Raw genomic sequence first — 12,915 nt, forward strand, 5'->3', positions numbered from 1 at the left:
TATGCGTAAGTTGCCGCCGCTGAATGCGCTTAAATCGTTTGAAGCTGCCGCACGTCATCTGAGCTTTACTAAGGCCGCTGAGGAATTATTTGTCACACAAGCTGCGGTGAGTCACCAAGTCAAAGCACTCGAAGAATTCTTGCAAATCAAGCTGTTTATTCGCCGTAACCGGACACTGTTACTCACTGAAGAAGGGCAGGCGTACTATCTTCAATTACGCGATATTTTTGCGCAGCTCATTCAAGCAACCGATAAACTCAGATTGGTGTCGGAAAAGGGAGCGTTAACCGTTTCTGTACCACCGAGCTTCGCAATTCTTTGGTTTGTACCTCGCTTGAGTAGTTTTCGCGAGGCACATCCGGATATGGACATTCGTATTAAAGCGGTCGATGAGATTACCGGCTCACTGACGGATGATGTGGATGTCGCGATCTACTACGGTGATGGGCGTTGGCCAGGAGTGAAAAGTTACCGCTTGCACAAAGAATACCTGTGGCCGGTGTGCTCCCCCATTTTGGCGGAACGCATGAAGCTAAAAACGCCGGCTGATTTACTACAACATACGCTGCTACATGACGAGACACGGAACGCATGGAACGACTGGTTTGAGATGGTGGGCGAAAAGAAACCGATAAAGGATGGTGGTCCTGTTTTTAGTCACTCGAGCCTTGCTTTACAAGCGGCGGTGCACGGTCAAGGTATTGCGCTAGCTAATCATGTGTTGGCGAAGCCCGAAATTGATAGTGGTCACCTGATTCGTATCTTTCCTCAGGCATTGCGACGAAATAAGGCATTCTATCTTGTCTGTCGTGACAATCAGTCGGAAATCGGTAAGATCGCAACTTTTCGTAACTGGATTATGCAGCTCGTTCATGAAGAAGAGCGCGCATTCGATTTAGAGTCAGAATGAAACAATTAAACGGAATCCATTACCAAGTCGACGGTGAACAACATACTCAACGTATCGTGTTTTTCCATGGCTCAGGCGGCGGGCCGGATACGCCTTTTATGCGTTTTTTTACTGCGCAGTGGCACGCCTTGGGTTTTGAAGTGGTGCGCCCCGACTTTCCTTATTGGCAGAAGGTGCGGGAAACAGGCAAGCCGCGTCCGCCGGATAGAATGGAACGGCTTGTTGCGCATATGGAAGATTGGTTGTCAGCGTTACAGAATGACGGCAAGCCGCTGTGGTTGGCAGGTAAATCGCTTGGCAGTCGCGTGATGTTGCGACTGGCCGATACCTTTGCGGCACACGGACAAATCGCGTTAGGCTTTCCATTTAATCCGCCTGCCAAGCCAGAACAGTCAAGATTAATGGAACTGACGGATACACAGATTCCGGGACTGATCATAGAGGGTACGCGGGATCCATTTGCCAAACAGATTCGTGGTACTCAATTAATGTTACCGCGGCACTGGCAACTTGAGTGGCTTGAGGGGGCCGACCATGGTTTTGAACCGACCGCTGCGAAGCGTCATTTACGTGATAGCTTGTGGCACCAAGCAAGCCGACTTACTGAGGAATTTTTAACATGATGAGTCAGTTACTGATAATTATTGCAGCCGTATATGGGGCTATCGCTGTTGCGCTCGGTGCATTCGCTGCACATGGATTAAAGAGTCGTCTGAGTGAGCAATTATTGGCGGTGTTTCAGACCGGCGTAACCTACCAGTTTTATCATACACTCGCGTTATTATTGGCGGGTCTGTGGCTGCGGTTTGCGCCATCGCCATGGGTTGCAGCTGCGGGCATCTTCTGGGCGCTAGGTGTGGTATTATTCTCGGGTAGCCTATATGCACTGGCATTGACCAGTGTGAAATGGTTTGGACCGATAACGCCGTTAGGTGGCTTATTATTTATTTTGGGTTGGATTTGCTTATTAGTTGGAGCAGTTAAAGCATGAATGGATTGGTATTGCTGTGTCGCGCAGGCTTTGAAGGGGATTGTGCGGCAGAGATCCAAGAAAAAGCGGCGGCATTGGGTGTGTATGGATACTGCCAAACCCAGGCGGATCAAGCGTATGTGGTTTATCACTGCCAAGCTGAAGAAGCCGATCATTTAGCCAAAAAGTTACCGTTGAAAGAGCTCATTTTTACCCGTACCTTTTTTGTCTTGCTGACGAGTGCTCAACTGGCTGGTATCGAAGACCGTGTGAGCGTGGTTAAAGAGGCGCTCGAACCCCATAAGGAGTGGTTTGGTCTAGCTGGCGCGCTGCGTGTCGAAACGCCAGATAGCAACGAAGCCAATGCTATCGCTAAGTTCTGCCGTAAGTTTGCTGTCCCTTTGCGTCAGGGGCTGCGCGCCGCCGACTTACTGAGCAAAAAGCCACTCGCCAAGCGCCCGTTTTTACACGTGTTCTTTGTCAACAAGGCGTATGCGTTATTAGGGTACTCCTACAGCTTTAACCAAAGCCCGTTTGAAGAGGGTATTTTACGATTACGTATGCCGTCTAATGGACCGAGTCGTTCGACATTGAAGCTAGACGAAGCCTTTCATGTGTTTATTCCGGAAGACGAACGTGAACAACGCATCCAAGCTGGTATGCGTGCTGTTGATTTAGGCGCGGCGCCGGGTGGCTGGACCTATCAGCTCGTGCGTCGAGGCATGATGGTACAAGCCGTTGATAATGGTCCAATGGCTGATAGCTTGATGGAGACCGGTCAGGTTGATCACATCCGTGAGGATGGTTTCAAATACCGCCCGAAGCGTCGTAACGTAACCTGGCTGGTATGCGATATGGTTGAGAAACCTGCGCGTGTGGGTGAGTTGATGACTGCGTGGTTGCTTGAGGAATACTGTAAAGAAGCGATTTTTAACTTAAAGTTACCAATGCGCCAACGCTACGCTTCAGTGAAGCAGTATCTCGATCAAATCACGGAGCAGTTGCAAGAGCAGGGCGAACGTAGTTTCGAAATCCAAGCCAAGCATTTGTATCATGACAGAGAAGAAGTCACAGTACACTTACGTTGGCTTTAACCAAAGTTGAAAAATCGATATTTTTATCAGTAGGTCGCGCATTTTGCGCGACGCTCACTATTCTCAATAATATCGTAAACCCACATTCATCGATTATAAACGTTCGATAACCGCATCGGTAAAGTCAGTGGTACCGTGGCTGCCGCCAAGGTCACGGGTGGTGCGGTCGCCTGATTCGATGACATCAGCCAAAGCACGCGTGATTCGCTCGGCAGGCTCTGGCATTTCCAAATACTCAAGCATTTGTATCGCGGCTAAGATGACTGAACTTGGATTGGCCAAGTTTTTACCTGCGATATCCGGTGCAGAGCCGTGAACCGCTTCAAAGATTGCACAATCTTTGCCGATGTTAGCGCCTGGCGCCATGCCAAGGCCGCCGACCAAGCCGGCACAGAGGTCTGATAGGATATCGCCAAATAAATTGGTGGTGACCAACACGTCGAAGTCTTCTGGGTTCATGACTAGGCGCATGCATGCCGCATCAACAATCATCTCTGCCGATTCGATATCAGGATATTCTTCGGCGATTTCACGTGCAACTTTTAGGAAAAGCCCAGAAGTTGACTTAAGAATATTTGCTTTATGTACCGCGGTCACCTTTTTGCGGCCTTCTCGACGCGCAAGGTCATAGGCAAATCGCACGATACGCTCTGCACCTGCGCGCGTAATTTTACTCATCGCTTCGGCCTCTGAGCCATCTTCACTGACTTTTTGCCCTAATCCCGAATACATGCCCTCGGTATTCTCACGTACCGTGATGATATCGATGTTGTCATAACGGGCTTGTGTGCCTTTAAATGATTTGACTGGACGCAAGTTAGCATACAGACCGAACCGTTTACGTAAGCTCACGTTAATCGACGTAAAACCTTCGCCCACAGGGGTTGTAAGTGGGCCTTTTAGCGTCACGCCATTGTTAGCAATTGCGTCCAATGTAGCTTGTGGCAATAGCTCACCGGTTTTCTCAAGCGCTGTTAAGCCTGCATCGACAAACTCATACTCGAACTCACAGCCTGCTTTTTCAAGAATGGCAAGCGCCGACTTAACGATATCAGGACCGATACCATCGCCTGGGATCACTGTGATTTTTCTACTCATAATCTTTCCTTATGCCTAGCTACTGCATTAAATTAGGGTTTTACGGATGACGAAAGTCTAGCACTACAACTGCAGATGGACTAGCTTCGATAATATTAGCCTGACTGATTATAATCATTCACTACACTGATGTTGACACCGAGAGGGCAATAGCTTCGGCACTGCGTAATAGCGTTTATCTCAATGCGACTGCTTTGCTCGGGTGAAAGTCCCAGTTGCTGCATTAATTTTGATTGCAGCCCCGACCAACGCTTGGGCAGATGAACGCCTTTACCAAACAGTCGTTGTAGCAAAATGCAGCCAAGCAGAAAAACTGCCTGCTGTTTGTTGGTAATTTCGGTGTGGAAGCTCACTAATTGATTAACGTGTTCGGATAGCCCCCAGCGCTGTATCAGCGTAGCGCTGTGCTTTTGCTGTGCGGGTTCAGGGGTGACTCCAAGCAAACCAAATGCACTCAGTGGTGTATCATGTTGTGGCTGAGGCCATTCGATTGCATTTGCCAACACGGGATGGTGGATCAAGTCGATAGCAATAATTTGTGCCACCAACTTCTCGCGCAGTGGCCACACAACGTTTGTCTGCTGTTTGAGTTGGAACCATAACTCGACCAGCAGTGATAAACGCTGCATCAGTGACTCATGCAAAGGGACTCGATGGCTGTCGATATGTTGTTGTAAACTCGCCGACGCCAGTATATGTGAAGCGCGCTGCGCTCCCAGATATAAATAAGCATGTTTGGCAGACTTAAACGGCGCAGTGCGCGTATGCTCACTTGCCGCAGCAAGCAGCGCCTCATTCAGTGCAGGCTGTTGCTCGATGGCATGGATAATAGGGCCCAATGCACCACTGCTATTGGCATAGCGTTTAATTGCTTTGAGCAGCGTTTTAGGCGGCTTTAACGCATCGCGCTTATAAAGTGGTTGCGGCTGTTTTTGCTCAATCGCGCGTTGAAGCGCATCACCTGCCATCCGATCGGGCTTATGGGGCGGGAGTGCCTCGGCAAGTGGCCAATAATAAGGGTGCGACTTGCCAGTAAGCAGATTGCTTAATGAGCCTTTGCCATCCAAACCGAGTTGATAACGAGCGAGTTTTAAAGACCAATCAACAAGATAATAGGCATAGTGATGCACCGACACGGTATCGCTTAAGCAAACCTGTAACAGTGGTGATTTTAACTTATTAGCATTTTTTAGCGGTGTAGGTAGCGCGCGGATCATTGCGCTTGTCATCAGTAAGCGACGAAATGACGTCGCTAGCCCCAGCTTATATGTCAGTAAAAACACATTGATCGCACTTTGCAAAGCCAGACTGTAGGTCATTTTCTGCACGCGATGAGTCAGTGACCACGGAATAAAATAATCCGGCCATCGGTACTCGCTGAGCTCATACTCGAGCCGTTTGCAGTGTGCATATAGATCAACAGCAGTGGGGTGATTAAGTGTTGGGCGAAATACAGAAAGGAATTCATCCAGGCGATTCATTGCGTTCCTTTGTAGCTATCGTAAGCGCCAGACCCCCAGGCCGTTAATTTATTATTAGCAAATAAAAGCGCCGTACACTCGTCCTTGGTGGTAATGCCGTCAGACGTGACGTGATGCGTGCGATAAAAAAGCACATGTAAATCACCCTGATCGGTTTTTTTGGCTTCATTAATATCAGGTGAACCGAGCATACGGATCACCTGATCTTTGGACATTCCCAATTCGAGCTGGCCGATTTGCATCGCATTGTATGTTTCGCGTTCTTGCCACTTCATATCAGCCGGATCGGCTTGGTAAAACACCTTTACCAAGCCGAGTATGGCGATATAGCCGACAATACCTACGACAAAAACTAAAGCCAGCTTGCGCATAAAGTTAGTCCGTTATCACTTTATAACAGGGATGGTAAACCGAGCCAGGAAGCTTCATGCGTCCTTGCTCTACGAATGCCCGCAGCAATTCGTCGAGACGCTTCATCAAGCTTTGCTCACCATGAATACTGAATACGCCATTCTTACGAATTTGGCGGATGCCTTCATCCTTCACGTTACCTGCCACGATAGCAGAGAATGCCCGACGTAAATCTGCGGCTAACCGCTCTTTCGGTTGCTCAGGATGCAAATTCAATGCAGCGACATTCTCATGCGTAGGACTAAATGGACGTTGAAACTCTTCGTTGATTTTCAGAGTCCAATTAAAGTAATACGCATCGCCGGAATCACGGCGGTATTGTTTCACCGCAGCCATGCCTGCATGCATGTGTTGCGCGACAGCTGCTGGGTCACCAATAATAATTTTATAAAGTTGACGTGCTTGGTCGCCAAGGGTGGCACCGATAAACTCATCAAGCGCTTCAAAGTAATCTTTTGACGACTCTGGACCCGTGAGAATAACCGGTAAGCTTTGACGTTGGTTGTCTGGGTGCATCAGTATACCCAATAAATACAACAGCTCTTCAGCCGTACCAGCACCGCCTGGGAAAATCACGATACCATGAGCACAACGGACAAAAGCCTCTAAGCGCTTTTCGATATCAGGCAAAATGACAAGCTCATTGACGATAGGGTTAGGGGGCTCGGCAGCAATAATACCTGGCTCAGTTAAACCCAAATAACGACCGCCTTCTACACGCTGTTTAGCATGACCAATTGTGGCGCCTTTCATTGGACCTTTCATGGCTCCTGGACCACACCCAGTACAAATATTTAAGCCACGTAAACCAATGTGGTAACCCACCTCTTTGGTGTACTTGTACTCGGTTTCGTTAATTGAGTGACCGCCCCAACAAACCACCATGTTCGGCTCTTCTTGAGGACGTAACGTGCGTGCGTTGCGTAAGATATCAAAGACCACGTGCGTCAGAGTCGCACTATCTGCGTGCTCGAGATCTGTCTCTGAATACCGTTCACCGGTAAACAAAATATCACGAAGCACAGACTCGAGTAACTCGCGGATACCCACGATCACTTCGCCGTCAACAAATGCTTCCTCTGGTGGCTCGATGAGCTCAAGTTTGATTCCGCGTTCACGACGAATGATATTCACTTCAAAGTCTTTATAGCTGTCGTAAATATCTGCAGAACTATCGGTATGACTACCCGCGTTCAAAACCGCTAAACAGCAGTTACGAAAGAGCTTATAGAGTTGACTGTTTGATGATGCTTTTAATCGTTCAATTTCTAGTTGTGATAACAGGGACATACTTCCCTGAGGTGAAATACTTGCTTTCATTACTTATTTCTTACTCCTAAACAAATTTCCTCAATTCGACGCTGCGCCTGCAAGCACAATCTTATTTCTGCCTGTTCTCTTAGCCTCGTACAGTGCCTTGTCGGCTGCATCAAATAGTGAGGTGAGCGATTGGTTGACTTGCTGTAATTCAGCAATACCAACCGATACGGTAATCCTAATATCTTCTGATCGAAATTTGAAAGGGATATTACGGATACGGTCACACGCTTTTTCTAAACGTGCTTGAGCGTCGGTAATCGGTGTGTTGGGGAAAAGTATGACAAACTCTTCACCGCCGTACCGACACACAAAATCGGCTTCATTGACTGCCTTTCTTAACATACTTGCAATCACTTGTAACGTCTTATCGCCCGCACTATGCCCAAAATTATCATTAATGCGTTTAAATAAATCGATATCTAATACGGCAATAGACAGCGGTTCTCGGGTGCGCTTGAAACGTTGTTCTTCGATACTCATGCGCTCTTCTAGTGCTGCCCGATTGGGTAGTTTAGTTAGGCTGTCCTGAAGGCTTTTGAATTTTTGCTCTGCCAATTTCTGCTTGTAGTGATGCACCTGTTGCTCAAAGTGCGTTAACTTACTGGTTAGTTTGGCTGTGGTGCGCTCATGCTGTTGCTTTTCTTTTGTTTCGAGAGCCAGCTTCTCTCTCAGCGTTTTATTTAGGCGAGCGAGGTGGCCTGCAACATCTTGCTTCAAGGTCTCTAAATGCTGTGCACTCTGAACCGAGGCGTTCAGTTCATCAACATTTAATTTAAGTTGGTGGTTGAGCGCCGAGTTATCCTCATCGTAATGACTACGTTCATGCACACTTTGGCTTAAAGTTCCTTGCACTGTACCGAGCGTTTGTGAAATCTCTAACAAGAAGTTTTGTGCAGATTGACGCTCTAGGTTGATACCGTCAATAATGGTTTCGAGTAAACTCACCAGTACATTAAGCAGTTGCTCAGTCGGAAGGTTTCCTTTGAGCTGTTTAGCCAGTAGCACTAGTTGCTGCTCTGTAGTGCCGGTAAATTCAAGTTGAGAAATAAGCTTGAGTACCGCTTTTTGTTGTTCAGCATAACTTAGGGATGGTTGCTCAATAATTTGGCTTCCAACACGCTGACAGTAATTGAGTAAACTCATCATCAGCGGCATGTAATGCATGATAGACACGTGCTGCGACTGAGTCGAGTCGATGATTTTCTGCAATTCAAGTCGAGCTTTTTTGTCTACACTTGTTTGTTTCTTTAACCAGTCAATGGTCTCGGTAGTCGCTTCATGGGAGGCTTTTAAATTAAGCTGAACACGGTGAACCAACGATTGAATATGCGCTTCGGATTCGGCCATTACTGGCTTCAATTGCTCCATGCCGCTGTTGCGTTGCAACAGGCCGCGGAGCTTAGTTAGCGAGTTATCGAGATTATGATCTAAACCACCACAGGCATAAGACAGTTGGGTGAGCATGTTTGAGAAGTGGATCCAATCATGTTGGTATTCGTCTTCGAGCTGCTTACGCGACTGAATAGATTGGGTGAGTCGCTTTTCTAACATCGCTAGTTTTTCTTCTGCCGAATTCGATTGGTTCAAAATTCTCTCTCGCACTCTACTCTTTTTTCTTCATACGCCCATTGTATACCATAGGATTTTAAATGTTTGATGAAAGCGTTTAAAAATTTATTTAAGTTTTTCACGTTTAACGGCAAAAAGCCGCCTCTAGTCGCACGGACTCCCGCTATTCTGCGCATCATGCTACCCTTAACTGGCTTAATTACTCATAACAACTAGAACGAGTGAACTCATCACAAGGAGTTAACGTGTTTAAGAAATCTTTACTCGCACTTGCTGTATGTGCAGCAGCGCCTGCATGGGCCGATGTTGATTACCACATTAATCTAACTGAACCGACTCACCACACCGGTCAGGTTGATATCGTCTTTCCTGATGTGGGAAGCAGCTACATTGATGTCAAAATGCCGGCTTGGCGCACAGGCTATTATCGTATTCTCAACCTCGCTAACGGCGTACGTGACTTTTCCGCAACGTCGGAAGACGGCGATACGCTGAATTGGGAAAAGGTCGATAAAAGTACATGGCGTATACACTTGCCTGAATCAGCGCAGGGCGACGACATTAAAGTCAATTATCAAATTTACGCGAATCAACTGGGTCGCCGTAGCCGTCATATTGATGATTCGCATGCCTATTTAGATGCTTCGGCGGTATTTATGTATGCCGACGAGTACCGTCATGAGCCTGTTACCGTGAGTCTTGATGTTAAAGATGACTGGCGCAGCGTTTCGGGTATGGAAAAAAAGGGTGAGCACGAATTTGTTGCGGATAACTGGGATATCCTTGTCGACTCGCCTATCGAAACCGGTATCAATGATCTTTATAAGTTCAGTGTCGAGGATCGGGAATACGAAGTGGTATTCTGGGGCGAGGGCAATTACGACGCTGAACAGACCGTCGAAGACCTAGAAAAGCTTGTGCAACAGTCGCAAAACATTTGGCAAGGTCATCCTTACGAGCGTTACGTCTTTATGATCCACGCAACCTCAGGCGCCGGGGGGGCAACGGAGCATCGTAACTCAACGATTATCCAGCGACCGCGCTACAGCTATGCGAGCCGCGATGATTACTTAAGCTTTTTATCAACTGCATCGCATGAGCTGGTTCATACTTGGAACGTTAAAGCGTATCGTCCAGAAGCGTTGGTGCCGTATGATTACCAAAAAGAGAACTATACGGACCTATTTTGGCTCGCGGAGGGTTCAACAAGTTACTTCCAGAACCATTTGTTGATGCAAGCCGATATTATGACTACCGATGAGTACTTCGAACGCGTTGCGTCTGGCGTTGAGCGTTATTACGGTAAGCCGGGTCGGGAAATCATGTCGGTTGCAGAAGCATCGTTTGAAGCGTGGAGCGACCAATACGGTGACCGCGCACACAACTTCTCGGTCAATATTTACTCCGAAGGCGCCATGGTTTCTTGGTTGCTCGACCTAGCGCTAATTGAACAAACCGATGGCGAGGTTAGCTATCGTGACGTGCATAATGCGCTTTATCAACGCTTTGATGCCGACGAAGAAGGCTTTAATAGTGCCGATGTTGTCGCTATTTTAGATGAGCTCACCGGTCAGTCATGGCAACAATGGTGGGATGAGAACATCAACTCACCCGCCGCTAACATACCTTTTGACGAGTTATTAAACACCGTGGGTATGGAGCTGACGTTTGCTTCTGCTGATGAGCAAAAGCCATGGGCGGGCTGGCGCGGCAAAGCCGCTGATGAAGGTATCGAACTGATACAGGTTGAACGTGGTTCGCCTGCTTGGGACGCTGGTTTCACCCCGGGCGATGTGGTTGTTGCGTATGATGGTAAACGCGCAGCCGGCGGACGTTTCGAAGAAGCGCTGCAAGAACGAGCAGTCGGCGACACCGTCGAGGTCACTTTCTTCCGCCGTGACCAACTGCATACCGCAGAGCTGGTATTAGGTGAAGAACAGCATACGGGCGCGAAAATTGTGCCAGTAGAAAACCCTTCTGCTAAACAGAAGGCACGTTTTTTACAGTGGCTACAAATTCCTCACCCGAATGCGAGCTAGGACTACTGTCGAGCCAGGCGCTGCCCACTGGGTGGCGCCGTTTCAAAGTTAGAACGGAACGGGTTTATATCTAAGCCGCCACGACGTGTATATCGTGCATAAACGGTGAGCTTCGAAAAGCCTAAACGTTGCAAATCCATAAAAATGCGCTCAACACACTGTTCATGAAACTCGTTATGACGGCGGAAGCTGACGAGGTAACGCAGCAAGCTCGCGTGATCAAGTTGCGGACCTGTCCCGTGAATATATACAGAGCTCCAATCAGGCTGATTGGTTATCAAACAGTTTGATTTAAGCAGATGACTATGCACCGTTAACGACTCAACTACTTGCGGCTCGACTTTGAGCAGGGCAGGTTGGTAGTCATAGGTGTCTATCTCGATGTCTTGATTATCAATACAAGTTCCTGGCAAGTCGCCAATCGGAAGGTTGGTATATTCATCTAACGAGCTCAGGCTGACCATCACATCTGCGCCTGCACAGGCTGATAAATCATGTTGCATGACATCCGCCACAGTTTGCCAATCATCAAATCGACTTTCGTTAAAACTATTTAAATAAAGCTTGAACGACTTTGACTCAATTAAATGAGGGCTATCACAGGGTACAGAAAACTCTGCAATCGCCACTTGCGGTAATCCTTTGCTGTTTAACCAAGACACTTCATAACCCGTCCAGTCATCGTGACCAGTAAAGGGCAGGTCCTCGGTAACACCAATGGGTGTGCGATTAAGCTCGCGAGCAACAGGCTGTAACTGGCTCGGATCATAAGTGGTTGGGTAGTCGGTTGCTTTACCCAAATTTAGGTGTGCGAGCGGGTCGCTTGTTTGCATTTATTCGCTCCATGATAAACTAAATGAATTACACCTATTTTACGCTGTTAAAAGGAAATGCACCAGATGAACGAAGTATCGACCGAGCACGCCATTAGCGCTTTGTTAGAGCGCTATATGCAAGCTAACCCAGAACCCCAAACCGAGTGGGTGGACGATTGGGATGCCGAGATATACCAGCAACGCATCGGTGAGGAGCAGGTCATCTGGAAACCTGTGTTGCGTGATGAACCACAAGACTTTAGCGCGCTCGAATCGGCATTAGCGTTGCATTTTCATGACAGTATCCAACAGCTATTTGGCCATTGGTTTAGTGGTGACCTGAGCTTAAGCTATGCCACTGAAGAGACAGCGCAGCCGATCCAATTTGAACTGTTGATGCCGCAATGCCCAGAGGATGCAGAACGACTACTGCAAAACTTAACCGGTCATATCTTGATGAAACGCAAGTTGAAACAGCCGATTACGGTGTTTATCGGTTTGCTACATGAACATGACGATTGTTTGGTGTCGGTAGATAACGCCACAGGTGAGGTCGCGCTTGAGTGGTTAGGAAAGCCACAACACCAAACCTTAGCCGTCGATCTCGCTACCTTTTTGTCGCATTGCCAACCATATAATGGCGAAAATGACTAACTTACGGTTTGCTTGGTGATGTCAAATTTAATAAATTTCAATAAAATCAATAATTTATGTAGTTGGCTTGGTTTTTGCTGAAAGTAAGCTGAGTGCCGAGACGAGCACACATTACGATAACTAAAAAATGCGGAGAATAATGATGAAACTGAACAAGCTTGCAATGACTGGGCTAGCAGGTTTAATGGCAATTTCGTTAAGCGGTTGTATCGTGGTTAGCGAACGTGGCTGGAGCGAAGGTGAAGCTCAGTACGATCATCAACAAGTTGAGCGTGACAATCGCCAGATGATTAGCAATCTAACGATGAATGCACGTTTAGACGACGTGCGTACGCGCATGGGGACTCCCGATTTTAACGAGCGTTGGAGTGAGAACGGCGATGACTATCAGGTGCTTTTCTACCGCACACAACGTCTTCATGCCGACGGCTTGACCACTAAAGATGAGTGTACTCCGATTGTATTTGTGAATGGTGAGCTTGCGGGAACCGGTCAAGTGGCACTCGACAAGGTGATGTAATCGGAGTAGGTTGGTGTTAGCACACTGTTTAACG

Annotated in this window: 13 protein-coding genes; 7 read left to right on the forward strand and 6 right to left on the reverse strand. The window is 47.6% G+C overall.

The annotated features are described in order from the left end of the window. The first annotated feature begins 1 nt into the window (after position 1). From DFP83_RS01615 to rlmM, 4 genes are read left to right on the forward strand one after another with little or no spacing between them, the layout of a single operon-like run. Complete coding sequence (locus tag DFP83_RS01615) at positions 2-910, forward strand: transcriptional regulator GcvA (protein ID WP_110572507.1); 909 nt, start codon at positions 2-4, stop codon at positions 908-910. After that, positions 907-1,533, forward strand: a complete 627-nt coding sequence (locus tag DFP83_RS01620; RefSeq protein WP_110572509.1) for an alpha/beta family hydrolase — start codon at positions 907-909, stop codon at positions 1,531-1,533. Before DFP83_RS01615 ends, DFP83_RS01620 begins: the two co-directional genes overlap by 4 nt. Continuing rightward, positions 1,530-1,901: a DUF423 domain-containing protein gene (locus DFP83_RS01625; RefSeq protein ID WP_181416348.1), complete on the forward strand. Its 372-nt coding sequence runs from the start codon at positions 1,530-1,532 to the stop codon at positions 1,899-1,901. The genes DFP83_RS01620 and DFP83_RS01625 overlap by 4 nt, the downstream gene beginning before the upstream one ends. After that, on the forward strand, positions 1,898-2,974 hold the full coding sequence (gene rlmM / locus DFP83_RS01630; RefSeq protein ID WP_110572511.1) for a 23S rRNA (cytidine(2498)-2'-O)-methyltransferase RlmM: 1,077 nt from the start codon (positions 1,898-1,900) through the stop codon (positions 2,972-2,974). The genes DFP83_RS01625 and rlmM overlap by 4 nt, the downstream gene beginning before the upstream one ends. Positions 2,975-3,067: 93 nt before the next feature. Here rlmM and DFP83_RS01635 read toward each other — a convergent pair whose 3' ends face one another. From DFP83_RS01635 to DFP83_RS01655, 5 genes are all read right to left on the reverse strand, one after another. Beyond that, positions 3,068-4,072 (reverse strand): isocitrate dehydrogenase, encoded by a 1,005-nt coding sequence (locus DFP83_RS01635; RefSeq protein ID WP_420843775.1) that lies wholly within the window; start codon positions 4,070-4,072, stop codon positions 3,068-3,070. Between the two features lie 95 nt (positions 4,073-4,167). Beyond that, positions 4,168-5,553, reverse strand: a complete 1,386-nt coding sequence (locus tag DFP83_RS01640) for a hypothetical protein (protein ID WP_110572515.1) — start codon at positions 5,551-5,553, stop codon at positions 4,168-4,170. Continuing rightward, positions 5,550-5,924 (reverse strand): DUF3192 domain-containing protein, encoded by a 375-nt coding sequence (locus DFP83_RS01645; protein ID WP_110572517.1) that lies wholly within the window; start codon positions 5,922-5,924, stop codon positions 5,550-5,552. Before DFP83_RS01645 ends, DFP83_RS01640 begins: the two co-directional genes overlap by 4 nt. A gap of 4 nt (positions 5,925-5,928) precedes the next feature. Then, a complete protein-coding gene (gene ppnN, locus DFP83_RS01650; RefSeq protein WP_110572519.1) occupies positions 5,929-7,284 on the reverse strand; it encodes a nucleotide 5'-monophosphate nucleosidase PpnN in 1,356 nt (451 codons plus the stop codon). 30 nt (positions 7,285-7,314) lie between these two features. After that, on the reverse strand, positions 7,315-8,871 hold the full coding sequence (locus DFP83_RS01655; RefSeq protein WP_110572521.1) for a GGDEF domain-containing protein: 1,557 nt from the start codon (positions 8,869-8,871) through the stop codon (positions 7,315-7,317). A 227-nt stretch (positions 8,872-9,098) separates the two neighbouring features. On the opposite strand from DFP83_RS01655, the gene DFP83_RS01660 reads away from it, so the two are divergent. Next, positions 9,099-10,892 carry a M61 family metallopeptidase gene (locus DFP83_RS01660; protein ID WP_110572523.1) on the forward strand — a complete coding sequence of 598 codons (1,794 nt, stop codon included), beginning with the start codon at positions 9,099-9,101 and terminating at the stop codon, positions 10,890-10,892. 2 nt (positions 10,893-10,894) lie between these two features. Here DFP83_RS01660 and queF read toward each other — a convergent pair whose 3' ends face one another. Then, positions 10,895-11,725, reverse strand: coding sequence for an NADPH-dependent 7-cyano-7-deazaguanine reductase QueF (queF, locus tag DFP83_RS01665; RefSeq protein ID WP_110572525.1), 831 nt, complete (start codon positions 11,723-11,725; stop codon positions 10,895-10,897). A 66-nt stretch (positions 11,726-11,791) separates the two neighbouring features. On the opposite strand from queF, the gene DFP83_RS01670 reads away from it, so the two are divergent. Next, positions 11,792-12,361, forward strand: a complete 570-nt coding sequence (locus tag DFP83_RS01670; RefSeq protein WP_110572527.1) for a SecY-interacting protein Syd — start codon at positions 11,792-11,794, stop codon at positions 12,359-12,361. A gap of 139 nt (positions 12,362-12,500) precedes the next feature. Beyond that, a complete protein-coding gene (locus tag DFP83_RS01675) occupies positions 12,501-12,881 on the forward strand; it encodes a DUF3192 domain-containing protein (protein WP_241971558.1) in 381 nt (126 codons plus the stop codon). Positions 12,882-12,915 lie beyond the last annotated feature (34 nt).

Origin of the sequence: Idiomarina fontislapidosi (genome assembly GCF_003226255.1) — a bacterium.
GTDB lineage: Bacteria > Pseudomonadota > Gammaproteobacteria > Enterobacterales > Alteromonadaceae > Idiomarina > Idiomarina fontislapidosi.